Genomic DNA, 23629 nt, shown 5'->3' with positions numbered 1-23629 from the left:
CGACCGTTCCGGGTTACTCGTAACCGAAGGCCTTCAGTGCGGCCTCGTCGTCGGACCAGCCTTCACGCACGCGCACCCAGGTCTCGAGGAATACCTTGGCGCCGAACAGACGCTCCATCTGCAGGCGCGACTTGGCCCCGATTTCCTTCAGGCGGGTGCCGCCCTTGCCGATCACGATCGCCTTCTGGCCTTCGCGCTCGACCCAGATCACCGCACCGATGCGCAGCAGGTTGCCGTCCTCGGTGAAGCGCTCGATCTCCACCGTGGTGGCGTACGGCAGTTCCTCGCCGAGCTGGCGCATCAGCTGCTCGCGCACCAGTTCACCGGCCAGGAAACGCTGGCTGCGATCAGTGATCTCGTCCTCGCCGAACATCGGCGGGGCTTCTGGCAGCAGCTTGAGCACGTCGCGCACCAGCGCTTCCAGGCCGTTGCGCTTCTGCGCCGAGATCGGGTGCACGGCGGCGAAATCGCGGCCTTCGGTCACCTGCTGCAGGAACGGCAGCAGCGCGCCCTTTTCCTTCAGGCGATCGATCTTGTTGACCACCAGCACCACCGGGATGCCGGCGTCGCGCAGCACGTTGAAGGCCAGGCTGTCCTCTTCGTCCCAGCGCCCGGCTTCGATCACCAGCAGGCCGGCATCGACGCCTTCCAGCGAGCCGCGCGCGGCGCGGTTCATCACCCGGTTCATCGCCCGCTTCTGCACCTTGTGCAGGCCGGGGGTGTCGACCAGCACCAGCTGGCCTTCCGGATAAGTGGCGATGCCCAGCAGGCGATGGCGCGTGGTCTGCGGGCGGTTGGAAACGATGCTGACCTTGGCGCCGACCAGGGCATTGGTCAGGGTCGACTTGCCCACGTTCGGGCGGCCGATGACGGCCACGCTGCCGCAATGATGGGGAGTTTGTTCGCTCACTTGGAATCCAGTTGTTCTAGGACGGCTGCAGCCGCCTGTTGTTCGGCAAGCCGCCGCGAGGCGCCTTCGCCCTCGGTGCTGGCGGCCGGGTCGGCTACGATGCAGCGTACCCGGAAGTGTTTGGCATGGTCGTCACCGGATTCTGACACCAGTTCATACTGCGGCAACGCCTTCTGTCGGGCCTGCAGCCATTCCTGCAGGCGGGTCTTGGGGTCCTTCTCGGGCCGGCCGGAGGCCGGCAGTGCCTCGATCGAAGCGCTGAACCAGGGCAGTACCACCGCCCGGCAGGCCTCGAAGCCGGCATCCAGGTAGATCGCGGCCACCACGGCTTCCACCGCGTCGGCCAGGATCGAGTCGCGACGATGACCGCCGGACTTCATTTCGCCCGGGCCCAGGGTCAGCCGCTCGCCCAGTTCCAGGGTGCGCCCGATCACCGCCAGCGCGCCTTCACGCACCAGCTCGGCACGGGCACGGGTCATCGCCCCTTCGTCAGCCTTGGGCCAGCGCCGGTACAACGCCTCGGCCGCCATCATGTTGACGATGCTGTCGCCGAGGAACTCCAGGCGCTCGTTGTGCGGCGCGCCGGCACTGCGATGGGTCAGCGCCTGCTTGAGCAGGGCCGGATCGCGGAAAGGATGACCGATCAGGTCGCCACGTTGGATGAATTTACTGGGCACCGCTTCGTGTCAGGTCCTGGGAAGAATCGAATTTGCCAACCACATCGAGGTTGCCGATCAGCGGGCGACGCACTTCGTAGTTGACCTTGAGGGTCCAGCCATTGTCGCGACGATCGAACTTCACGTTGGCCGGCTTCACATTTTCCGAGTAGTTGATGTACAGGCGCTTGAAGAACAGATCCTGGATCCGTGAGGGCTCCATGCTGCCTACGCCCGGCTCGTTGGCCAGGCTCTTCATCGCCGAGCGCACGGCGTAGTACTCCTGGTACATCGGGAACAGCTTCATGCCGATGTAGAGGAAGAACCCGACCACGATCAGGACCGTCAGGAACGAGGTCAGGGTCATGCCGCGCTGCGTGTTCATCGTCTTCATTGCGTTCTCCCCAGATACGCGTTGGATGTGAAAGTGCTCAGTTGATGCCCGATCAGTTGATGCTCGAACCGATCCGCGACGGCTCGAAGCCATCCTTGCAGAACCAGCCCTGGCAGTTCAGCCAGATCAGGAACGCCTTGCCGCGCAGGTTCTCTTCCGGCAGCAGGCCCCAGAAACGGCCATCGTCGCTGTTGTCGCGGTTGTCGCCCATCACCAGGTACTTGCCGGCCGGCACGGTCCATTGCCCCTGGCCACGCGGGTAATCGGTCTCCAGCACGGTGTGGGTACGGCCCGGCAGGTGCTCGACCAGCAGGTTGGCGCCCTCGCCCTGGCCCTTGTGGCCGGCGTAGATACCCTTGTTGTCGTACTTCAGCGGCTCACCGTTGAGGATCACGCCGTCGCCTTCGAAGACCACGGTGTCGCCCGGCACGCCGATCACGCGCTTGATGAAGTTCTCGCCCTTGGCCGGGTCGTTGTCGCTGTGGCCGGGGAAGTGGAACACCACCACGTCGCCACGCGACGGTTCGCCGAACGGCACGATCTTGGTGTTGCTGATCGGCAGGCGCAGGCCGTAGGAGAACTTGTTGACCAGGATGAAATCGCCGATCAGCAGGTTCGGCATCATCGAGCTGGACGGGATCTTGTACGGCTCGGCGATGAAACTGCGCACGATCAGCACGATCGCCAGCACCGGGAAGAACGCACGCGAGTAATCCACCAGCACCGGCTCGGAATCGAGCAGGCCCGCGCGCTGGGCGCGACGCTTGGCGAGATACAGCTTGTCCGCGAGCAGGATCAGGCCCGAGGCCAGGGTCAGCACGACCAGGAGGATCTCAAACAGTTTCATTCAGGGTCCTTTGCAACGTCACCAGACGACCGGCCCCGCGGGGCCGGTGCGGGCTTACTTGTTGTCCATCTGCAGGACGGCCAGGAACGCTTCCTGCGGAATCTCCACGCGTCCGACCTGCTTCATGCGCTTCTTGCCTTCCTTCTGCTTTTCCAGAAGCTTCTTCTTGCGCGAAACGTCGCCACCATAGCACTTGGCCAGCACGTTCTTGCGCATGGCCTTGACCGTGGTACGGGCGATGATCTGCGAGCCGACGGCGGCCTGGATGGCCACGTCGAACATCTGGCGCGGGATCAGGTCCTTCATCTTCTCGCACAGCTCGCGGCCGCGGCGATCGGCATGGCTGCGGTGCACGATCAGCGACAGCGCATCGACCTTGTCGCCGTTGATCAGCACGTCCACGCGCACGAACGGGCCCGCGTCGAAGCGCACGAAGTGGTAGTCCAGCGAGGCATAGCCGCGGCTGACCGACTTCAGCTTGTCGAAGAAGTCCAGCACCACTTCCGCCATCGGCAGCTCGTAGCTGATCTGCACCTGGCTGCCCAGGTAGTTGATGCCGATCTGGCTGCCGCGCTTCTCTTCGCACAGCTTGATGATGTTGCCGATGTACTCCTCGGGGGTGAGCACGTTGGCACGGATGATCGGCTCGCGGATCTCCTCGACCTGGTTCACCGGCGGCAGCTTGGCCGGGTTGTCCATGTTGATGATCGAGCCATCGGTCTTCAGGACTTCATACACCACCGTCGGCGCGGTGCTGATCAGGTCCAGGTTGTATTCGCGCTCCAGGCGCTCCTGCACGATTTCCATGTGCAGCATGCCGAGGAAGCCGCAGCGGAAGCCGAAGCCCATCGCCTCGGAGCTTTCCGGCTCGAAACGCAGCGCGGCATCGTTCAGGCGCAGCTTGTCCAGCGCTTCGCGCAGGTCCGGGTAGTCCTCGGCGTCGACCGGGAACAGGCCGGCGAACACGCGCGGCTGCATTTCCTGGAAACCCGGCAGCGGCTTCGGCGCCGGGTCGCCGGCCAGGGTCAGGGTGTCGCCGACCGGCGCACCGTGCACGTCCTTGATGCTGGCGGTGACCCAGCCCACTTCGCCAGCCTTCAGTGCCGGCAGCACCTTGCGCTTCGGGGTGAACACACCGACGTTGTCGACCTGGTGGTTGCGGCCGGTCGACATCACCTGCAGCTTGTCGCCGGCCTTGATCTCGCCCTGCATCACGCGCACCAGCGAGACCACGCCCAGGTAGTTGTCGAACCAGGAGTCGATGATCAGCGCCTGCAGCTTCTCGGTGTCGCGCGGCTTCGGCGGCGGGATGCGATGCACGATCGCTTCCAGCACGTCCTGCACGTTCAGCCCGGTCTTGGCGCTGACCGGCACGGCGTCGGAGGCATCGATGCCGATCACGGCCTCGATCTCGGCCTTGGCGCGCTCGATGTCCGCGGTCGGCAGGTCGATCTTGTTGATCACCGGCACCACTTCCAGGCCCTGCTCCACGGCGGTGTAGCAGTTGGCCACCGACTGCGCTTCCACGCCCTGGGCGGCATCGACCACCAGCAGCGCGCCTTCGCAGGCGGCCAGCGAGCGGCTGACTTCATAGGAGAAGTCGACGTGGCCGGGGGTGTCGATGAAGTTCAGGTGGTAGGTCTGCCCGTCCTTGGCCAGGTACGGCAGCGACACCGACTGCGCCTTGATCGTGATGCCACGCTCGCGCTCGATCGGGTTGGAGTCGAGCACCTGCGCTTCCATCTCGCGGGCCTGCAGGCCACCACAGAGCTGGATGATGCGGTCGGCCAGCGTGGACTTGCCGTGGTCGACATGGGCGATGATGGAGAAGTTGCGGATGTTCCGCATCGAATCAGAAGACATAGGTGGCGGCGGCGCGCGGCGTCGTCAGGGTAACGGTCGATTATCGCACGCCCGGCGCCCCGCCGCGAAAATGGCCTCATCGGCCCGGGCCCGGAACGGCCGAAGCCCCGCCAGAGCGGGGCTTCGGGGAACACGGCGGGGCCGACAGGACGGCCCGGGCGGGCCTTACTGGCCGGCCTTCACCGCCACGAACGCGCTGTTGCCGTTGCCGGTACGCACCAGCAGCATCACCACATCGTCCTTCTTGTAGCTGGACAGCGCGCGGTTCAGGCCATCCACGCTGCCGACCGGGATGCGGCCGACCTGCAGGATCACCATACCCGGAGACAGTCCGGCATCCCGCGCCGCCTGGCCCTTGACCCCGGTGATGCGCACGCCCTCGTTGCCATCCAGGCCGAACTGCTTGCGCTGCGGTGCGGTCAGGTCGCTGACATCCAGGCCCAGCAGGGCATTGGCGCCGGCCTGCGGTGCCGCATCGGGCTTGGCCGCAGCCGCCGCGCGGGCATTGCCCTGACCGTCTTCGCTCAGTGCGGTCAGCGTGGCGCTGAGGTCACGCGGCTTGCCGTCGCGGATCACGCCCAGAGTGACCCGGCTGCCCGGTGCCATCGCGCCGATCAGCGGCGGCAGGTCGGACCAGTTGTTGACCGGGCTGCCATTGACCGAGCGGACCACGTCGCCGATCTGCACCCCGGCCTTCTCGGCAGCACTGCCGGGCACGATCTGGTTGACCAGCGCACCACGGCTGTCCGGCAGCCCGAGGCCCTGTGCCTTCAGCGAATCGATCGGTTCGACCACCGCGCCGAGCTGGCCACGGGTGACCTTGCCGCTCTTCTTGATCTGTTCAACCGCACTCATCGCCAGGTCGATCGGGATCGCGAAGCTGATGCCCATGTAGCCGCCAGAGGCGGAGAATATCTGCGAGTTGATGCCGACCACTTCGCCACGGGTGTTCAGCAACGGACCGCCGGAGTTGCCCTGGTTGATCGCCACATCGGTCTGGATGAACGGCACATAGCGCTGGTCTGCACCGCCGGTGCTGCGGCCCAGCGCGCTGACGATACCGGCGGTGACCGAATGATCGAGACCGAACGGCGAGCCGATCGCGACGACCCACTGGCCCGGCTTCAGCGTGTTGGAATCACCCACGCGCACGGTCGGCAGGTTCTTGCCTTCGATCTTCAGCAGGGCTACGTCGTACTGCTGGTCGCTGCCCACCACCTTGGCCTTGAACTCGCGGCTGTCGCCAAGCTTGACCTTCACCTCGCTGGCATCGGCCACCACGTGGTAATTGGTCAGCACGTAGCCGTCGGGTGAAATGATGAAGCCCGAGCCCATGCCGCGGCCCTTGATGCTGGGACCACCGTCCTGGCCACCCGGGCCCTGCCCCGGCATCGGGAAGTCCGGGCCGAAGAAGCGGCGGAAGAATTCAGGCATGTCATCGTCGCCCCCCATCGGGCCTCGCGAGGCCTGCCGGTTGTTGCGCACGATGGTGGTGTCGACGTTGACCACGCCCGGGCCGACCTGTTCGACCAGGTGGGTGAAGTCGGGCAATCCACTGACCAGCGGCTGTGCCGGCGCCCGCGGTGCGGCGGCCGGGGCGGCCTCGGTCTGCGCGGCCGGGGCCGGGGCCTGCGCGCAGGCCATCAGCGGCAGGGTCAGGGCCAGCAGGCCAATGGCCTGCGTGCGGAATCGGGGAGTCATCGGACGGCAACCTCCGGATCGGATGGAAAGAGGAATACGGGCCCCGCCGGCGGCGGGGCGTGAAAGCGCCCGGCTCAGTCGCGCGGACGCGGCGGCACCGGCAGGTCGTCCTGCAGGCGCGGCTCGAACGGGTAGAACGCGGCGCCACCGGCGTGGGCCGGGAAGCTGGCATTGAGCGCGCCGGCGGCGGCAGGTGCCAGGCTGGAGCGCGGCCACGGTCGTGCCTGCAGCCCGCCGACCTCACCGAATGGCAGGTTGCGGCCCGTGTTGGCCGGCACGGTCGGGGTCAACGGCGCCTGCGCGGCGGCCACCGCACGCTGCGGAACATCGTCGCGCTGGGCGGCTCGCGCAGCCTGCTGGCTGCGGGTCGCGCTGGCACGGCGGGTGTCCTGGCGGCGGCTGGCAGCGGCCATCGCCACGGCAGGCGCCGCCGCCACGGCCATCGCCGCAGTATCCACCGAGGCTTCGGTGACCGGGGCCGGGTTGCCCGGTGCCGGCGCAAGCTCGGCCTGGCTGGCGATCACCTGCGGTGCCAACGGCTCGCCCGGCGTGGCGTCCTGCAGCTTCTCGCCGCCCATGAACAGGGCCACGGCTGCCACCGAGGCGGCCAGTGCAGCGCCACCGCCCCACGCTCGCCAGCCGGTACGGCGCACCTGGCGACGCGGCTCGGCCCGTGGCGCCGGTTCGGCGGCAATGGCAGCGGCCACGGTCGCGCTGAAGCCGGCCGGCGCCAGCGCCGAGGCCTGCCCGCGCATCACATCGCCCAGCAGCTGCCAGCGTTCCTGGCAGCCCGCCAGTTCGGGATCATGTTCCATGCGACGCAGCAGGAAGCGGGCCTCATCGGCACCCAGCTCGCCATCGACCAGGGCCGACAGCTGTTCGCGGTGGCGCTGGTCCAGGCGCTGCCCGGCGGGCGAATGGTGATTCTGCGATTCGTTGAACGGATTACTGGTCATACGCGGCTCTTCTCACGGGTGGCGCTGCCGATGTCCAACAGCGGCCGGAGTTCGGTGTCGATCGCCTCGCGCGCTCGGAAGATCCGTGAACGCACGGTGCCGATCGGGCACCCCATTTTCTGCGCGATATCCTCGTAGCTCAGGCCTTCCACCTCGCGCAGGGTGATCGCCAGCCGGAGTTCTTCCGGAAGCGCGTTGACGGCCTTCATCACCGTCTGTTCCAGCTCCTGGCGCATCAACTCGCGTTCGGGCGTATCGGTGTCGCGCAGGCGCGTCCCGCTGTCGAACTGTTCGGCGTCACCGATGTCGATGTCATCGGTCGGCGGCCGTCGATTGTGTGAAGCCAGGTAGTTTTTGGCGGTATTCACGGCGATTCGATGCAACCAGGTTGAGAACTGGGCGTCGCCACGGAAACTCCCGATCGCGCGGTAGGCACGGATGAAAGTGTCCTGGGCGACGTCCTGACATTCGCTCCAGTCGGCGATGTAGCGACCGACCAGGGCCACCACGCGATGCTGGTACTTGCGCACCAGGACATCGAACGCGGCGCTCTCGCCGTGCTGCACGCGCCGGACCAGTTCCAGATCCAGCTCCTGAGGTGTATCAACATCGGCCATGAGGGGCCGCACTCCTGTCAGCCCAACCGACGTCGGGCAATGAGACTGCCAATCCCGGGAAAAGTTCAGTCGCCGATCACCCGGCGCCGCACCAGCTTTTAACCACCGTTCCGTTAGCGTCCCGGTCCACGGCCATGGATCCGGGGGCGCCACTCCCCTGCTATTGGGATTTGACGCGGGGGAAACAACCTCTGGATCATAGCCGCTTCTCCATACACAACCGGATGGAACGTCCATGCTCTCAGGCTTCGATGGTCTCCGCTTCAGCCACTGGCACCCCGAGATCCGCGACGACGGCGTGGTGGTTCTCTCCCTGGATCGTCAGGACAGCAGCGTCAACGCCATGTCGCAGGACGTGCTGCTGGAACTGGGCGACCTGCTCGAGCGCATTGCACTGGACCCGCCCAAGGGCGTGGTGATCCAGTCGCTGAAGAAGGCCGGCTTCATCGCTGGTGCGGACCTGAAGGAGTTCCAGGAGTTCGACCGCCGCGGCACCGTCAACGACGCCATCCGTCGCGGCCAGGCCACCTACCAGAAGCTGGCTGAACTGCCCTGCCCGACCGTGGCAGCCATCCACGGCCACTGCCTGGGCGGCGGTACCGAGCTGGCGCTGGCCTGCCGCTACCGCGTGGCCTCCAATGACAGCAGCACCCGCATCGGCCTGCCGGAGACCCAGCTGGGCATCTTCCCGGGCTGGGGTGGCAGCGCGCGCCTGCCGCAGCTGGTGGGTGCACCGGCGGCGATGGACATGATGCTGACCGGCCGCACCCTGTCAGCCTCGGCCGCGCGTGGGATCGGCCTGGTCGACAAGGTGGTGGCACCGGCGGTGGTACTCGACACCGCCGTCGCGCTGGCGCTGTCCGGCACCACCCGCCCGTTCAAGCAGCGCGCGACGGCCTGGGCCACCAACACCTGGCTGGCCCGCACGCTGCTGGCGCCGCAGATGGTCAAGCAGGTCGCACGCAAGGCCAAGAAGGACCAGTATCCGGCGCCCTACGCGCTGATCAGCACCTGGCAGCGCAGCGGCGGCAAGCCGATCCAGGCGCGCCTGGATGCCGAACGTCGCGCGGTGGTGAAGCTGGCCAGCACGCCGACCGCGCGTAACCTGATCCGCATCTTCTTCCTGACCGAGCGCCTGAAGGGCCTCGGCGGTGGTGATTCCGGCATCCGCCACGTGCACGTGGTCGGCGCCGGCGTGATGGGCGGTGATATCGCTGCGTGGGCCGCCTACAAGGGCTTCGACGTGACCCTGCAGGACCGCGAGCAGCGCTTCATCGACCCGGCCATGGAGCGCGCGCAGGCCCTGTTCGCCAAGAAGATACGCGACGAGAGCAAGCGCCCCGCCGTGGCCGCACGCCTGCGTGCCGACCTGGAAGGCAACGGCGTGGCCGAGGCCGACCTGGTGATCGAGGCAATCATCGAGAACCCGGAGGCCAAGCGTGCGCTGTACCAGACGCTGGAACCGAAGATGAAGCTGGACGCGCTGCTGACCACCAACACCTCGTCGATTCCACTGGTGGAGCTGCGCGACCACATCCAGCGCCCGGCGCAGTTCGCCGGCCTGCACTACTTCAACCCGGTGGCGCAGATGCCGCTGGTGGAGATCATCCACCACGACGGCATGGCGCCGGAGACCGAACGCCGCCTGGCCGCGTTCTGCAAGGCACTGGGCAAGTTCCCGGTGCCGGTGGCCGGAAGCCCGGGCTTCCTGGTCAACCGCGTGCTGTTCCCGTACATGCTGGAAGCCGCCACCGCGTATGCCGAGGGCATTCCGGGCCCGGTGATCGACAAGGCCGCAGTGAAGTTCGGCATGCCGATGGGCCCGATCGAACTGATCGATACCGTGGGCCTGGATGTGGCCGCCGGCGTCGGCCGCGAACTGGCCCCGTTCCTGGGCCTGCAGATTCCGGCCGCGCTGCAGACGGTGGAACCGGACAAGCGCGGCAAGAAGGATGGCCAGGGCATCTACACCTGGGAAAACGGCAAGCCGAAGAAGCCGGACGTGGCCAGCGACTACCAGGCCCCGGCCGATCTGGAGGACCGCCTGATCCTGCCGCTGTTGAACGAGGCAGTGGCCTGCCTGCACGAAGGCGTGGTGGCGGATGCGGACCTGCTGGATGCCGGCGTGATCTTCGGTACTGGTTTTGCACCGTTCCGCGGTGGTCCGATCCAGCACATCCGTGCGGTGGGTGCCGATGCGATCGTCGAGCGGTTGAAGGCGCTGCAGCAGCGCCACGGCGACCGTTTCGCACCGCGCCCGGGCTGGGACAACCCGGCCCTGCGCGAACCGGTGGTGTGAGTTGATCGGCCGGGCCTGCGGCCCGGCACCCGCTGGATCAACAGCCAGAGCCAGAGCCGGAGCAACAGCCGGCTCTGGCTTTTCTGTTTGTTGGGCGGGGCGGTGTGGGCAGGCAGGACACGCCGTAAACCCATCCATGGGGGCTCGATGGCGCCATCCATGGCGCCAACGGTCCTGCCTGCCCACACCGCCCCACCCCTGACAGTTTCCCGGTGACGGTTGGTGAACTGCGAATCTGGTTGATGGCTACTGCGAACTGGTGGGTGGCGACCTTGGTCGCCACCAGGAGCGAAGCGACCGGCGTTTGATTTTGACTTTGATTTTCTTTTTTCTTCTCCGTGGCTGGATGCACACGGAAACTGTCAGAGGCCGGGCGGTTGGGTGGCGCAGGGGCGTGAGCCGCATGGATGCGGCGACCGAGCTTACATGGACGTACTTGCAGCGGCCCCTGCGCCACCCACCCGCCCGGCCAAGCGCGGCTTCTGCTTCTGCCTTCAGCGACCAACCCACAGCCACGAGGGGCTGCGCCGTTGGCTGGAACAACCTGTTACCCATACGGGGCATGTCCCCGTCACAGCCGCATGCGATGCTGACCACCTGATCCCTGCCAGCGAGAACGCCCGCATGACCACCATCATCGCCCCGCGCGTGCACGACATCGGCGGACTCGAAGTCCGTCGCGCCGTCCCCACCCTGCAGGCGCGCAGCATCGGCTCGTTCGTGTTCGTCGACCAGATGGGCCCGGCACTCATGCATCCCGGCACCGCCATCGACGTGCGCCCGCATCCGCATATCGGCCTGGCCACCGTCACCTATCTGTGGTCGGGCGCGATCGGCCACCGCGACACGCTGGGGTCGGACCAGGTGATCCGTCCCGGTGACGTCAACTGGATGACCGCCGGCCGCGGCATCGCCCATTCCGAGCGCACGCCGCAACCGGACCGCGACCATGACAACCCGATCCACGGCATGCAGACCTGGGTGGCACTGCCGAAATCGCATGAGGAAATCGAACCGGCGTTCTACCACCATGCCGCGGCCACCCTGCCCGAGCAGCGCCGCAATGGTGCCTGGGTGCGGGTGATCGCCGGCCGCGCCTATGGCGAGGAATCGCCGGTGAAGGTGTTCGCCGACACCCTCAACGTGGCCATCGATCTCGACCCGGATGCGGAAATCGATATCGACAATGGCCACCGCGAGCGCGCGCTGTACATCCTCGAAGGCGACGCGCAGCTGGATGGCGTCGACATCCCCGCCCAGCATCTGGTAATCCCGGAAGCCGGTGCGGTGGGCCGCCTTCGCGCGAAGACGCCGGTGAAGGCCATGCTGTTTGGCGGCGAACCGCTGGATGGCCCGCGTCACCTGTGGTGGAACTTCGTGTCCAGCTCGAAGGAGCGTATCGAGCAGGCCAAGCACGACTGGGAAGCCGGCCGCTTCGGTACCATTCCGGGCGACGACAAGGAGTTCATTCCCCTGCCCCAGTACTGAACATCGCGTGTTGCACACACCCGAAGGTGTATCCCTGCACCCGGCGTTGACGCTATCGTCACTCGCCGGTCACTGAAATGTGACCGACCGCACAGTTCGGACATCTTTCAAAGGAGTGCAACACATGAGCATGGGTAAACGCTTGTCCGCCGAATTCCTCGGCACTTTCTGGCTGGTTCTAGGTGGCTGCGGCAGCGCGGTGCTGGCCGCCAAGTTCGGGGGCGACGGCAATCCGCTGGGTATCGGTTTCCTCGGCGTAGCGCTCGCCTTCGGCCTGACCGTGGTGACCGGCGCCTATGCGTTCGGCCATATCTCCGGCGCGCACTTCAATCCGGCGGTCAGCGTCGGGCTGTGGGCCGGTGGTCGTTTCCCGACCAAGGACCTGATCCCGTACATCATCGCCCAGGTCGCCGGCGGCCTGCTGGCCGGCTTCATCCTGCTGCAGATCGCATCGGGCGCCAGCGGCTTCGCCATTGATGGCAGCCAGGCCGGTGCATTCGCCAGCAACGGCTACGGCGCGCTGTCCCCCGGCGGCTACAGCGTGGCCGCGGCCTTCCTGTGCGAAGTGGTGCTGACCGCCGTGTTCCTGATCGTGATCATGGGCGCCACCCACGGCAAGGCACCGGCCGGGTTCGCCCCGCTGGCGATCGGCCTGTCGCTGACCCTGATCCACCTGATCAGCATCCCGGTCACCAACACCTCGGTGAACCCGGCCCGTTCCACGGCGGTGGCCTTCTTCGCCGGCAGCGGCGCGGTCAGCCAGCTGTGGCTGTTCTGGGTTGCCCCGCTGCTGGGCGGCGCGATCGGCGGCATCATCTACAAGTGGATCGGCAACGACCGCTGAGGCCCGTGCGGACCATTGCGGCCGACCATCGGCCGCAATGGTTACGCGTGTAACCGCGATTTGTGCGATCGCTCACGTTCCGTTAAGGTTGAGTTGACCGTCCGTGCACATGCCGGCCGGGGCGGCATCCGGGGATGGGATGCCAACGCTGCCCGCCCATCCGGCAGCGCCAAACGACACACCACCTTGGGGGATGCATGAAGTTCGCGCCTGTAGTGTTGTCGAGCCTGCTGTTCGCGGTGGCCCAGGCCGCCGCTGCACAGGCTCCCACCGAATGTCCTTCGCTGCCGGCCAGCAGTGGCCTGCAATGGCAGCAATTGGTGCAGACGGACTTCCTGGTCTGCCGCGCCAGTACCGGAGATGGCCGTGAAGTGTTGAGCCTGATGCTCAGCGCACGTGACCCGTCCATTCCACTGAACCGCTCATTGCGCCAGGAAAAGGGCAGCTTCGGCGGTGAATCACTGTACTGGTACCAGCCCGACCTCGGTGGCCAGCAGCCGCCGGGCTATGCCGAGCGCCGGATCAGCGTGGTCAAGCTCGACAAAGGGCGTTACGCGCAGATTTCACTGTATCCGGACAGCCCGCAGGAACTGGGCTCGCTGCAGCAGCTGGCGCAGGGCATGAGCCTGACGCCGTCGGCCGTGGCCGCCGGGCGCTGACCATGACGGGGATGCCTGCCTGGCAGCATCCCCGCAATGCGGCCCGATCACAGGGTAGTGCCGGCCGCTGGCCGGCACCTCGATCCGCCGTGACCGCAGGCAGTTGCCGGCCAGCGACCGGCACCGCCTCAGAACTTGCCTTCCTGGAAATCGACGAAGGCCTGCATCAGTTCCTGCCGCGTGTTCATCACGAACGGGCCATGCCGCATCACCGGCTCGCGCAGCGGACGGCCGGCCACCAGGATCAACCGCGCGCCTTCGTTGCCGGCCGAAAGGTGCAGCTGTTCGCCGCCGCCCAGCACCGCCAGTTCCTGGCGTGCAACGTCGCGCGCGGCGTCCTGCTCACCCACGGTCATCGCACCTTCGAACACGTAGGCGAACGCGTTGTGCCCCTCCGGCAGCGCATAGGTCCAGGCCCGGTCGGGCGCCAGCGTGATGTCGAGGTAGAGCGGATCGGTGGCCGGCTGCACGATCGGGCCATCGGTGCCGTCCACGCTGCCGGCAATCACCTTCACCTCCACGCCCGGCTCCGGGTGCACCACGGGAATGCGCTCGGGTGCGAATTCCTGGTACTTCGGCTCGGTCATCTTCTCCTTCGCCGGCAGGTTCACCCACAGCTGGAACCCGCGCATCTGCCCGCTTTCCTGCTCGGGCATCTCCGAATGCATCAGGCCACGGCCAGCGGTCATCCACTGCACGCTGCCCGGGGTCAGCAGGCCTTCGTTGCCATGGTTGTCGCGATGCCGCATGCGCCCGTCGAGCATGTAGGTGACGGTCTCGAAACCACGGTGCGGGTGTTCCGGGAAGCCGGCGATGTAGTCCTCGGCGCGGTCGGTACCGAACTCATCAAGCAGCAGGAACGGATCCAGGTCGGGCAGCGTCGGGCCGCCGATGACGCGGGTCAGGCGCACGCCGGCACCGTCGGAGGTGGGCATGCCACGGATGGTGCGCAGTACGCGGACCGGTTCGGGAAAGCTCATGGCGACTCCTGTTGGATGGGTGCCACTGAAGATGGACGCCACACGGCCGTAGGCCAATGGATGGCTCCGCAACCGATTGTTCCATCCCTGATGTTCGCTGCACGTCAGCGCAGCCGCCGTACGACCAAAGTACTACCGCCGATTCGTCCTGTGCCAATTGACCCTGTCGTGGGCAAGCAGGACTCTTTGTCTGTCTTTCCGGGAGAGAGCACCTCATGAAAGGGTTTTCCAAACTGGGCTGGGCGGTACTCGCTCTGCTCGGCGCGTTCTGTCTGGGTACCGTGGCGCTGCGCCGCGGCGAACACATCAATGCCCTGTGGATCGTCGTCGCGGCGGTGTCGCTGTACCTCGTCGCCTATCGCTTCTACAGCCTGTTCATCGCCAACAAGGTGATGCAGCTGGATCCGACCCGGGCCACCCCGGCGGTGATCAACAACGATGGCCTGGACTACGTGCCGACCAACAAGCACGTGCTGTTCGGCCACCACTTCGCCGCCATTGCCGGCGCCGGCCCGCTGGTCGGCCCGGTCCTGGCCGCGCAGATGGGCTACCTGCCCGGCCTGCTGTGGCTGGTGGTGGGCGTGGTGTTGGCCGGTGCGGTGCAGGACTTCATGGTCCTGTTCCTGTCCAGCCGCCGCAATGGCCGCTCGCTGGGTGACCTGGTAAGAGAAGAGATGGGCCAGGTGCCCGGCACCATCGCCCTGTTCGGTGCGTTCCTGATCATGATCATCATCCTGGCGGTGCTGGCGATGGTGGTGGTCAAGGCGCTGGCCGAAAGCCCGTGGGGCATGTTCACGGTGATCGCGACGATGCCCATCGCGATCCTGATGGGCGTGTACATGCGCTACATCCGCCCCGGCAAGATCGGCGAGATCTCCGTGGTTGGCCTGATCCTGCTGCTGGCTGCGATCTGGTACGGCGGCAAGGTCGCCGCCGACCCGGTCTGGGGCCCGGCGTTCACCTTCACCGGCACCCAGATCACCTGGATGCTGATCGGCTACGGCTTCGTCGCCTCGGTGCTGCCGGTGTGGCTGCTGCTGGCCCCGCGTGATTACCTGTCGACCTTCCTCAAGATCGGCACCATCATCGCGCTGGCCATCGGCATCCTGGTGGTGATGCCGGAACTGAAGATGCCGGCGCTGACCCAGTTCGCCGCCAGCGGTGATGGCCCGGTGTGGAAGGGCGGCATGTTCCCGTTCCTGTTCATCACCATCGCCTGCGGTGCGGTCTCCGGCTTCCATGCGTTGATTTCCTCCGGCACCACGCCGAAGCTGCTGGCCAATGAAGCACACATGCGCTACATCGGCTACGGCGGCATGCTGATGGAATCGTTCGTCGCGGTGATGGCGCTGGTGGCGGCCTCGATCATCGATCCGGGCATCTATTTCGCGATGAACAGCCCGGCGGCGGTGATCGGTGCCGATGCGGCCTCGGCCGCGCACTACATCACCAACACCTGGGGCTTCACCATCACCCCCGAGCAGCTGACCGCGACCGCGGCGGCCATTGGTGAACCCACCATCCTGCATCGTGCAGGTGGCGCGCCAACACTGGCGGTAGGCATCGCGCAGATCCTGCACGAAGCGATTCCCAGTGGCAGCGACGCGATGATGGCGTTCTGGTACCACTTCGCGATCCTGTTCGAAGCGCTGTTCATCCTCACCGCGGTGGACGCCGGTACCCGTGCGGGCCGCTTCATGCTGCAGGACCTGCTGGGCAACTTCGTGCCGGCCCTGAAGAAGACTGAATCGTGGACCGCCAACATCATCGGCACCGCGGGTTGCGTGGCGCTGTGGGGCTACCTGCTGTACACCGGCGTGGTGGATCCGTTCGGCGGCATCCAGACGCTGTGGCCGCTGTTCGGCATCTCCAACCAGATGCTGGCTGGCATCGCGCTGATGCTGGGCACGGTGGTGCTGTTCAAGATGAAGCGTGACCGCTATGCGTGGGTCACCGCGGTACCGGCGGTGTGGCTGCTGATCTGCACCACCTATGCCGGCTTCATCAAGATCTTCGACAGCAACCCGGCACAGGGTTTCCTGGCGCAGGCTCACAAGTTCCAGGCTGCGCTCGCCAGCGATACGATCACCGCACCCGCCAAGTCGGTGGCGCAGATGAAGCAGATCGTGGTCAACGCCTACGTCAACACCGGCCTGACCGCACTGTTCCTGCTGGTGGTGGGCGCGGTGCTGGTGTATTCGATCAAGACCATCCTGGCGGCACGCCGCAACCCGCAGCGCAGCGACCGCGAGACCCCGTACGTGGCGCTGAAGCCGCATGAAATGGTGGATCTGTGATGAGCACGCAACTGGTTCCCGCCGGCCAATACCAGGCGCACCGCCGCATCTGGCGGCGCCTGGTGCAGACCGCACGGCTGTGCTGTGGCATTCCTGACTACGACAACTACGTCCGGCACATGCTGGAAAAGCATCCGGACCAGGAGCCGATGGACTACAAGACGTTCTTCCGCGAACGCCAGGAAGCGCGCTACGGCGGACGCAACGGCGGACGCTGCTGTTGAGGGTTGGGTGCCGGGCTTGCAGCCCGGCACCCGCAGAAGCAACTGCAACGGCCAAAGCGCCGGCTCTGGGTTTCTGTTTGGCTGGCGGGCCGATGTGGATTGCCGGTGACGGCGAGATACAACCGGGGTCAGACCCGTTTTCCTTCGGAAAACGGATCTGACCCCATGTTGTTTGTCGACATCTGACAGATTTCATCCACGCATGGCGCGGATCTACTGGACGCCCGCCATCCCGCGGAATGCCGCTCTTGATTTGACCGTTGCCGTTGCATCGAGCGGGTGCAGGGCTGCAAGCCCGGCTGGACTACTCCACCAGCGTGATCGGCGTCAGCGTGACCCTGGCGTTGTTCGCCGCGCCCATGCGATCGGTGTACGCCTGACCACGCTGCACCAGGTAGAAGCTGTCCAGGTAATCGATGTCGTTGGAGAACCACGATGTCGGCATCGCCTTCAGGATCGCACCGGCAATATCGGCGATCACCGCATACTCCGGTGCGAACGCGCCCAGTGCCGCCTTCACACCATTGCTCAGCGCCACCAGCAGGTCCTGGTAGTTGGTGTCACCGTCATCCTCGAACAACTGCACGTTGGCGGCGTTGAAGCGGTAGTTCCCCCACAGGATCAGTGCCTGCTGCGGTGTGTAATCGGTCTTGTCGTAGTCCAGGTACGGCATGTCGACCGTCGCCATTTCCGGCTCGGCCTTGCCGATCTGCAGCCCGGACACCACCGCGAACACCTCCGCCGCGCCCAGCGCCCATGGCTCCTGATCGTCAGCCAGGCGGATGCGATCGAGCCGGGTGATGTCCAGCGCGGCCCGCGTGCCATCGGCCGACAGCTGGATGCGCTCCGGCGATTGCAGGCCGCGTGCACGCAGGCCGGCGTTGACCAGCGCCATGCCCTCCTGCACCGAACGGCGGGTATCGACATCAACGATCAGCACCGGGAATGCCGGAGCCCGCTTTGCATCCAGCACATGCGCACGGCCCTGCGCGTCGTAGGCGGTCAACGTGGTCCAGTCGCGATCATTGCCGCGCGGCAGGCTGGCCACCCACAACTGGCGTGGAGCGATGTCCGCCAATGATTGGCCCTCAGGCACATAGGCGCGCAGCTGCAGCAGTCCTTCACCCTGCTCCGGCAGGCCCTTGGCCTGGCGCAGCTGCTGGTCGTTGCGGGCCAGGGAGGCACTGGCCCGGGTGCGGACACCCGGGTCGAAACGCTCCATCACTGCATCCAGCGCCACACCCTGCTCTGGTGAGGCCACCAGCGTGCCGCGCACGACGTCCGCAAAGCCGGGTTGCGCGATCAATGCCGCCACCTCACGCGCACTGGCCTCGGTCACCGCCTGCACCTGGGCGCCACGTGCAACAGCCGCGCCTTGCGCAGCCGCTCCCGCACTGGCCAGCAACAGTGCCAGCAGCGTGGCTCCCCGAATCATCCGTCGATGCGTCATTCCAGCCCCCGGCAACGTCGCTGCAGTCGAGCGACAGGAGCTGCCTACGCTACGACGCGGGCACCATACGTTCCGGTATGCGCCGCACAGTTCTGGGTGCGGCAGGCAAAAAAGAGCCGAGCATGAGCTCGGCTCCATGTGGGCCCCTGGTGCCGGAGAGGGTTCCCCACCCGGGACTCAGCCGTTGGCCATCCACTTCAGGATCAAGCCGGTGACGTAGGCCAGGCCGGTGCCGGTGGCATAGCCCACCGTGCCCAGCAGCACACCCACCGGGGCCAGCGTCGGATGGAATGCCGCCGCCACCACCGGGGCCGAGGCGGCCGCACCGATGTTGCCCTGCGAACCGATCGCAAAGAAGAACAGCGGCGCGCGCAGCAGCTTGGCCACCACCCACAGCACCAGCACGTGCGTGGCCATCCAGATCGCGCCGAGCAGGAACAGCCACGGCCGATCCAGCAGCGACAGCAGGTTCATCTGCATGCCGATGCAGGCGATCAGGAAATACAGGAACACCGTGCCCAAGCGCGACGCACCAGCCGCTTCCAGCCGGCGTGCGCGGGTGAAGCTCAGGCCCAGGCCCATCGCGGTGGACAGCAGGATGACCCAGACGAACTGGCTGTCCAGGCTGAACTGGCTGGCCCAGCTGACATTGGCCTTGAACCAGCCCGACAGCGGCGCCGCGATGGCGTGGGCCAGACCGACACCGCCCAGTGCCACGCCGACGATCACCATCAGGTCGGTCATGCTGGGAATGCGCGCGTTCTGTGCCTCATAGGCACTGATGCGTGCCTTCATCTCGTCGATGGCACGGGTATCGGCACCGTTGCGGGTATCGATCTGCTGCGCGCGGTTGGCCAGGAACAGCAGGATCGCCATCCACAGGCTGGCGCAGGCCACGTCGACCACCGCGAACTGGCCGAAGGTGGTGGCATCGGTGCCGAACACTTCGCGCATGGCGACCATGTTGGCTCCGCCGCCGATCCAGCTGCCGGCCAGCGCGGCCATGCCGGCCCAGGTATCACCGGCCACGGTTTCCGGATGGATCAGCTTCATCAGCTGGAACGAGACGATGGCGCCGAGCATGATGCCGGCGGTACCGGCACAGAACACGATCAGCAGTTTCGGGCCGAGCTTGGCGATGCCTTTCAGGTCGATCGACAGGGTCAGCAGGACCAGCGCGGCCGGCAGCAGCACGTCGCGCGCGACCGGGTTGTACAGCGAGGTGTTGTGGCCATCGATGACACCGGCGGTGTTGTAGATGGCGGGGATGAAGTAGCACAGCAGCAGTGCCGGCACCCAGGCGAAGATTTTCTTCAGCAACGGGGTCGGACCACTGGCGGCCCAGAAGATCAGGGCCAGGGTGGCGGCAATCAGGCCCAGTCCAACGATGTCGTTGCTGATCAGGGCAGTAGCGGGTTCGGTCGGCATGGGATCCTCTGTCGATCGAAAGAGCGGAGAAAAAAAAGCGCCGCATAAAGCGGCGCAGGTCGAGATTAACACTGTCTTCACGCCGGGTCATGCCGCAGCGCGGAGCAGGGCTGGGAGACCGGTCAGGCGGGGCGCGAGGCGCCGAAGTCCAGAGTGACGCGCGTTCCGCGCGGCTCGCAGGGCTGCAGCTGCAGGGTCCAGCCCAGGTGCTCGCACAGCCGTGCGATCAGGTCCAGGCCGATGCCGCCGCCACGATCGGCGCGCCCGCCACGGGCCATGCGGGCGTGGATGGCGGCAATCTCCTCCGGGCTCATGCCGTGCCCCGGGTCCTGCAGGGTCAGCACCGCCGACGCGCTCAGCTGCAGTTCGATATGGCCGCGGCCACTGTTCTCGATGGCGTTGCGCAGCAGGTTGCCGATCGCTGCCTGCACCACCGCCAGCGGCGCGACGATGTCCACCGGTGCGGCCTGGATGCCGATGCTCAGGTCCTTGTCGCCCAGCAGGTGGCGATGGTCGTCGACGATTTCCGGAAGCAGCTGGTCCAGCGCAATGCGCTCGGCACGAGCCGCCAGTCGCGCCGGATCACGGGCCAGCACCAGCAGCAGTTCGATCAGCTGCTCCACGCTCTGCGCCGTGCGCAGCACCCGCTGCATCTGCTGGCGCGCGCGATCGGGCAGGCCCGGCTGTTCCAGCGCCAGCTCGGCGGCACCCGTCATCACCGCGATTGGCGTGCGCAGCTCGTGGGTGGCGGTGCTGATGAAGACCCGCTCGCGCTCGACGAACTGCTCGTTGCGGTCCAGGTAGTCGTTCAGCGCATCGGCGATGGTATGCAGCTCGGAGCTGCCACGCGGGTCGACCTCGATGCGCTGGCCCTGCACCCCAGGTCGCAACCCGGCAATGCGCTGCGCCAGCAGGCTCAACGGACGCACCATCCGCTCCATGCCGAACGAAGCCATCAGCACGGTGACGAAGATCATGATCACGCCGGCCAGCATCACCCAGCGCGTGGCGAACTGTTCCAGGTCGTGGAAGTCGGAAATGTCCAGCGCCAGTGCCACCCGCCCCATCGAGCCGGTATCACGCACCATCACCGCAGTCTGCCGCCCCTTGATCGGGACCCCGTCATGCAGCCCCGGGTGCAGCGTACGCACGCTTTCCGGCATGTTGCCTTCGTCGAAGCGGAACAGGCTGAGCGTGTCCGAGTCCTGCCAGCGGTAGTGCGGCTCGTGCTCGGTGTGCTCGACGATGCTGTCCAGTTCGGAATTGAGCAGCGCACGCCAGGCGGCGTGCTCGGCATGCTCGTGCACGTAGTTGCCAACGCTGAACACCGCGACCGACAGCAGCGCCAGGTAGCCCAGCAACCACCACACCACCCGCCGGTACAGCGGCCCCGGCTTACGCGCCTTCATCATCATCCTTGCCGGCATCGCTGGCCGTGGCCACCGCCAAGCGGTAGCCAACCCGCGGCAGGGTATGGATCAGCTTCTCGGCGAACGGCCCATCCACACTGCGGCGCAGCTCATAGACATGCGAACGCAGCAGGTCGCCATCCGGTGGCTCGTCGCCCCAGAGCGCGAACTCCAGCTGCTGGCGGGTCACCGCGCCCGGGCTGGCCCGCATCAGCACTTCCAGCAGCTTGCGGCAGGCCGGGTACAGATGCAGCACCTGGCTGCCGCGCTGGGCCTCGAGGGTCGCCAGATCCAGCACCAGGTCGCCCACCTGCAGGCGCTTGCGCGGGTTGCGACCCTGCGCGCGCAGCAACAGGGCCTCCAGCCGCACCTCCAGCTCGGGCAGCGCGAAGGGCTTGGTCAGGTAGTCGTCGGCGCCGGCGCGGAAGCCGGCGATCTTGTCCGGCAGTTCGTCGCGCGCGGTCAGCATGATCACCGGCACCTCCGACGCATGCTCGGCGCGCAACCGGCGCAGCACCTCGGGGCCTTCCATGCGCGGCAGCATCCAGTCCAGGATCACCGCGTCGTAGGGATGGCTGCCGGCCAGGTGCAGGCCGGTGATGCCATCCGGAGCCACGTCCAGCACATGCCCGCGCGACTCGAAATAGTCGAACAGGTTGGCCACCAGCTGGCGGTTGTCCTCGATCACCAACAGACGCATGCACGAAACACCCACGGAAGTTCGTAACATGGTAGCGCTGCCCATGTCGGAATGCGGTCGCCTTGGCCACATCTGACGCTTTTCCCACCCCCGCCACCTCAGAATGGCTGTTTTGCTCCCGGAGCCTGCCGTGCCCGTAGCCCTGCCCCGCCGTTGGCGCCTGCCCCTGTTGTGGCTGCTGATCATTGCTGCGTTGGCGGCCGGTATCGGCCTGCGTCAGCCGCAGCCGCCGGACGAACCGCGCTTCGTGCTGGCGGCGCGGACCATGGTCGAGAGCGGGCAATGGCTGCTGCCGCACCGCGGCGTGGAGCTCTACGCGGAAAAGCCGCCGGTCTTCATGTGGCTGCAGGCCGCGGCCTACGAGATCGTCGGCAGCTGGCAGTGGTCGTTCCTGCTGCCGTCGTTGCTGGGCGCCCTGCTCAGCCTGTGGCTGATCTCGGACCTGGCCCGCCGGCTGTGGTCGCCCCGGCATTCCGTCTATGCCCTCGCGGCGCTGTTCTGCACCCTGCAGTTCGGGCTGATGGCCAAGCGCGCGCAGATCGACATGGTGCTGGTGGGGATGACCACCGTGGCCCTGTGGGGGCTGATGCGCCACCTGTGTGAACGCCGCAACCTGCCCGCCCTGTGGCTGGCCGGCTTCGCCGCAGGCGTCGGCACGGTGACCAAGGGCGTGGGCTTCCTGCCGCTGCTGATGGTGCTGCCCTGGTTCGGCTGGTGGCTGTACCAGCGCCGCCGTGGGCACCGCGTCGAGGGGCCGCACCCGGCAACGCTGCTGTGGCTGATTCCAGCCTTCCTGCTGGGCGTGGGGGTGTGGTTGGCGCCGTTGGGGTGGGCTCTGCTGCACACCCCCAGCGCCGAACTGCAGGCCTACGCGCATGAGCTGTTGTTCAAACAGACCGGCACCCGCTACGCCAATGCCTGGCACCACCGCCAGCCCGTCTGGTACTACCTGCAGGTGATCCTGACCCTGTGGCTGCCGGGCAGCCTGCTGCTGCCGATGCTGTTCAAGCCCTGGTGGCGCCGCCTGCGCCGGGGCGACCGCCGGCAGTGGTTGCTGCTGGGCTGGGCCGTGCTGGTGCTGGTGTTCTTCAGCGCCAGCCCGGGCAAGCGGGAGGTGTATCTGCTGCCGATGCTGCCGGCAATGGCGCTGGCCGTAGCACCGCTGCTGCCGGGCCTGCTGCGTCGGTTGTGCGTGCGCCGCTACCTGTTCGGCTACAGCGTGGTACTGATGCTGGCGACGGGCGTGCTCGGCGTGATGCTGATGACCGAGCACCCGTGGGCCGTGGCCCAGCTGGAGCGCCGGGCCATGCCCGACACCCTGCTTCCGGTGCTGGGTGACGGCCTGCTGACCTTCGCCATCGCCCTGGCCACGTTGATCGTCTGGCTGCGGGTACGCCGCGCCGCAACGCTGGTACTGCTGACCCACGGCATGCTTTGGATGCTCTACGGTCTGGTGCTGATCCCGGCACTGGACCCCTACGCATCGGCGTCGGCACTGATGCGCCGGGTAGGCGCGCGGATCGGCCCAGACGCGGAGTTGGCACTGGTCGCCTGGCGCGAGCAGAACCTGCTGCAGGCAGACCGGCCGGTGCGCGAATTCGGCTTCAAGCGCCCCTGGGCAGAGCAATGGCACGACGCCGGCCCGTGGCTGGCCGAGGCACCGGACAAGCGCTGGCTGCTGGTACTGGATGATGCGATGAGTCCCTGCGTGGACCCAGCCAAGGTGATCGATATCGGTGTTGCCAATCGCAATCGTTGGCAACTGCTTCCCGGTACGGCCTGGGACCCGGAGTGCCACGCCGAGCGGACAGGATCGACCGCCGAAGAAGACTGAACGCTGACCCGTGCCGGGCAAGCATTAACCCGGCACGAACGAGCGTCCGACCCTTCTCCGACATCCAGGTGAC

At 66.7% G+C, this 23629-nt stretch carries 20 protein-coding genes; 7 read left to right on the top strand and 13 right to left on the bottom strand.

Going from position 1 to position 23629, the window contains the following annotated elements:
• Nucleotides 1-13: 13 nt before the first annotated feature.
• The 8 genes from era to rpoE all read right to left on the bottom strand — a co-directional run bounded on the left by era (nucleotide 14) and on the right by rpoE (nucleotide 7944).
• Entirely contained in the window at nucleotides 14-910 is an 897-nt protein-coding gene (gene era, locus D5301_RS11750; RefSeq protein WP_093999747.1) for a GTPase Era, read from the bottom strand.
• Nucleotides 907-1587 (bottom strand): ribonuclease III, encoded by a 681-nt coding sequence (rnc, locus tag D5301_RS11745; protein WP_088026761.1) that lies wholly within the window; start codon nucleotides 1585-1587, stop codon nucleotides 907-909. The genes era and rnc overlap by 4 nt, the downstream gene beginning before the upstream one ends.
• Nucleotides 1577-1960: a DUF4845 domain-containing protein gene (locus tag D5301_RS11740; protein WP_110713127.1), complete on the bottom strand. Its 384-nt coding sequence runs from the start codon at nucleotides 1958-1960 to the stop codon at nucleotides 1577-1579. Before D5301_RS11740 ends, rnc begins: the two co-directional genes overlap by 11 nt.
• A gap of 52 nt (nucleotides 1961-2012) precedes the next feature.
• Nucleotides 2013-2807, bottom strand: coding sequence for a signal peptidase I (lepB, locus tag D5301_RS11735; RefSeq protein ID WP_014038087.1), 795 nt, complete (start codon nucleotides 2805-2807; stop codon nucleotides 2013-2015).
• A gap of 54 nt (nucleotides 2808-2861) precedes the next feature.
• Nucleotides 2862-4655 carry a translation elongation factor 4 gene (gene lepA / locus D5301_RS11730; protein WP_049463329.1) on the bottom strand — a complete coding sequence of 598 codons (1794 nt, stop codon included), beginning with the start codon at nucleotides 4653-4655 and terminating at the stop codon, nucleotides 2862-2864.
• Nucleotides 4656-4835: 180 nt separating this feature from the next.
• Entirely contained in the window at nucleotides 4836-6371 is a 1536-nt protein-coding gene (locus D5301_RS11725) for a DegQ family serine endoprotease (RefSeq protein WP_153855766.1), read from the bottom strand.
• Between the two features lie 74 nt (nucleotides 6372-6445).
• Entirely contained in the window at nucleotides 6446-7327 is an 882-nt protein-coding gene (locus tag D5301_RS11720; protein WP_110713130.1) for a sigma-E factor negative regulatory protein, read from the bottom strand.
• Nucleotides 7324-7944 carry an RNA polymerase sigma factor RpoE gene (gene rpoE / locus D5301_RS11715; protein ID WP_010482816.1) on the bottom strand — a complete coding sequence of 207 codons (621 nt, stop codon included), beginning with the start codon at nucleotides 7942-7944 and terminating at the stop codon, nucleotides 7324-7326. Before rpoE ends, D5301_RS11720 begins: the two co-directional genes overlap by 4 nt.
• A 235-nt stretch (nucleotides 7945-8179) precedes the next feature.
• Between rpoE and D5301_RS11710 the strand changes: the two genes are divergently transcribed.
• The 4 genes from D5301_RS11710 (at nucleotide 8180) to D5301_RS11695 (ending at nucleotide 13234) form a co-directional block, all read left to right on the top strand.
• Nucleotides 8180-10243 carry a 3-hydroxyacyl-CoA dehydrogenase NAD-binding domain-containing protein gene (locus D5301_RS11710; protein ID WP_110713132.1) on the top strand — a complete coding sequence of 688 codons (2064 nt, stop codon included), beginning with the start codon at nucleotides 8180-8182 and terminating at the stop codon, nucleotides 10241-10243.
• 624 nt (nucleotides 10244-10867) lie between these two features.
• A complete protein-coding gene (locus tag D5301_RS11705) occupies nucleotides 10868-11731 on the top strand; it encodes a pirin family protein (protein WP_153855765.1) in 864 nt (287 codons plus the stop codon).
• 124 nt (nucleotides 11732-11855) lie between these two features.
• Nucleotides 11856-12575, top strand: a complete 720-nt coding sequence (gene aqpZ / locus D5301_RS11700; RefSeq protein ID WP_032129854.1) for an aquaporin Z — start codon at nucleotides 11856-11858, stop codon at nucleotides 12573-12575.
• Between the two features lie 197 nt (nucleotides 12576-12772).
• Nucleotides 12773-13234, top strand: coding sequence for a hypothetical protein (locus tag D5301_RS11695; RefSeq protein WP_110713135.1), 462 nt, complete (start codon nucleotides 12773-12775; stop codon nucleotides 13232-13234).
• Between the two features lie 128 nt (nucleotides 13235-13362).
• On the opposite strand, the gene D5301_RS11690 is transcribed toward D5301_RS11695, so the two are convergent.
• Entirely contained in the window at nucleotides 13363-14214 is an 852-nt protein-coding gene (locus tag D5301_RS11690; protein WP_153855764.1) for a pirin family protein, read from the bottom strand.
• Between the two features lie 215 nt (nucleotides 14215-14429).
• Between D5301_RS11690 and D5301_RS11685 the strand changes: the two genes are divergently transcribed.
• Together D5301_RS11685 and D5301_RS11680 are read left to right on the top strand one after the other, a co-directional pair.
• Complete coding sequence (locus tag D5301_RS11685; protein WP_010482809.1) at nucleotides 14430-16511, top strand: carbon starvation CstA family protein; 2082 nt, start codon at nucleotides 14430-14432, stop codon at nucleotides 16509-16511.
• Nucleotides 16511-16735, top strand: a complete 225-nt coding sequence (locus D5301_RS11680; protein ID WP_005410613.1) for a CstA-like transporter-associated (seleno)protein — start codon at nucleotides 16511-16513, stop codon at nucleotides 16733-16735. The genes D5301_RS11685 and D5301_RS11680 overlap by 1 nt, the downstream gene beginning before the upstream one ends.
• A gap of 304 nt (nucleotides 16736-17039) precedes the next feature.
• Here D5301_RS11680 and D5301_RS11675 read toward each other — a convergent pair whose 3' ends face one another.
• The 4 genes from D5301_RS11675 to D5301_RS11660 form a co-directional block, all read right to left on the bottom strand.
• Nucleotides 17040-18170, bottom strand: coding sequence for a DUF3103 family protein (locus D5301_RS11675; RefSeq protein WP_164162836.1), 1131 nt, complete (start codon nucleotides 18168-18170; stop codon nucleotides 17040-17042).
• 192 nt (nucleotides 18171-18362) lie between these two features.
• The gene (locus tag D5301_RS11670) at nucleotides 18363-19613 is read right to left on the bottom strand and encodes a DUF819 family protein (protein WP_106551172.1); all 1251 of its coding nucleotides are present in this window, start codon (nucleotides 19611-19613) and stop codon (nucleotides 18363-18365) included.
• 122 nt (nucleotides 19614-19735) lie between these two features.
• Entirely contained in the window at nucleotides 19736-21022 is a 1287-nt protein-coding gene (locus tag D5301_RS11665) for a HAMP domain-containing sensor histidine kinase (protein ID WP_153855762.1), read from the bottom strand.
• Nucleotides 21009-21722 (bottom strand): response regulator transcription factor, encoded by a 714-nt coding sequence (locus D5301_RS11660; RefSeq protein ID WP_110713146.1) that lies wholly within the window; start codon nucleotides 21720-21722, stop codon nucleotides 21009-21011. Before D5301_RS11660 ends, D5301_RS11665 begins: the two co-directional genes overlap by 14 nt.
• Nucleotides 21723-21852: 130 nt before the next feature.
• On the opposite strand from D5301_RS11660, the gene D5301_RS11655 reads away from it, so the two are divergent.
• Complete coding sequence (locus D5301_RS11655) at nucleotides 21853-23556, top strand: glycosyltransferase family 39 protein (protein ID WP_197612691.1); 1704 nt, start codon at nucleotides 21853-21855, stop codon at nucleotides 23554-23556.
• The last annotated feature ends 73 nt before the right edge of the window (nucleotides 23557-23629 follow it).

Source organism: Stenotrophomonas sp. MH181796, from assembly GCF_009659995.1.
Lineage (GTDB): Bacteria > Pseudomonadota > Gammaproteobacteria > Xanthomonadales > Xanthomonadaceae > Stenotrophomonas > Stenotrophomonas riyadhensis.
This window is presented reverse-complemented; position numbering and strand designations above follow the sequence as displayed.

What these genes read in the sequence shown, in the direction of transcription:
- D5301_RS11675 (WP_164162836.1), bottom strand. Translation starts at nt 18,170, where the DNA reads ATGATTCGGGGAGCCACGCTGCTGGCACTGTTGCTGGCCAGTGCGGGA.
- D5301_RS11665 (WP_153855762.1), bottom strand. Translation starts at nt 21,022, where the DNA reads ATGAAGGCGCGTAAGCCGGGGCCGCTGTACCGGCGGGTGGTGTGGTGG.
- D5301_RS11680 (WP_005410613.1), top strand. Translation starts at nt 16,511, where the DNA reads ATGAGCACGCAACTGGTTCCCGCCGGCCAATACCAGGCGCACCGCCGC.
- D5301_RS11705 (WP_153855765.1), top strand. Translation starts at nt 10,868, where the DNA reads ATGACCACCATCATCGCCCCGCGCGTGCACGACATCGGCGGACTCGAA.
- lepB (WP_014038087.1), bottom strand. Translation starts at nt 2,807, where the DNA reads ATGAAACTGTTTGAGATCCTCCTGGTCGTGCTGACCCTGGCCTCGGGC.
- lepA (WP_049463329.1), bottom strand. Translation starts at nt 4,655, where the DNA reads ATGCGGAACATCCGCAACTTCTCCATCATCGCCCATGTCGACCACGGC.
- D5301_RS11720 (WP_110713130.1), bottom strand. Translation starts at nt 7,327, where the DNA reads ATGACCAGTAATCCGTTCAACGAATCGCAGAATCACCATTCGCCCGCC.
- D5301_RS11740 (WP_110713127.1), bottom strand. Translation starts at nt 1,960, where the DNA reads ATGAAGACGATGAACACGCAGCGCGGCATGACCCTGACCTCGTTCCTG.
- D5301_RS11670 (WP_106551172.1), bottom strand. Translation starts at nt 19,613, where the DNA reads ATGCCGACCGAACCCGCTACTGCCCTGATCAGCAACGACATCGTTGGA.
- rpoE (WP_010482816.1), bottom strand. Translation starts at nt 7,944, where the DNA reads ATGGCCGATGTTGATACACCTCAGGAGCTGGATCTGGAACTGGTCCGG.
- D5301_RS11685 (WP_010482809.1), top strand. Translation starts at nt 14,430, where the DNA reads ATGAAAGGGTTTTCCAAACTGGGCTGGGCGGTACTCGCTCTGCTCGGC.
- D5301_RS11690 (WP_153855764.1), bottom strand. Translation starts at nt 14,214, where the DNA reads ATGAGCTTTCCCGAACCGGTCCGCGTACTGCGCACCATCCGTGGCATG.
- D5301_RS11660 (WP_110713146.1), bottom strand. Translation starts at nt 21,722, where the DNA reads ATGCGTCTGTTGGTGATCGAGGACAACCGCCAGCTGGTGGCCAACCTG.
- D5301_RS11710 (WP_110713132.1), top strand. Translation starts at nt 8,180, where the DNA reads ATGCTCTCAGGCTTCGATGGTCTCCGCTTCAGCCACTGGCACCCCGAG.
- D5301_RS11725 (WP_153855766.1), bottom strand. Translation starts at nt 6,371, where the DNA reads ATGACTCCCCGATTCCGCACGCAGGCCATTGGCCTGCTGGCCCTGACC.
- D5301_RS11695 (WP_110713135.1), top strand. Translation starts at nt 12,773, where the DNA reads ATGAAGTTCGCGCCTGTAGTGTTGTCGAGCCTGCTGTTCGCGGTGGCC.
- aqpZ (WP_032129854.1), top strand. Translation starts at nt 11,856, where the DNA reads ATGAGCATGGGTAAACGCTTGTCCGCCGAATTCCTCGGCACTTTCTGG.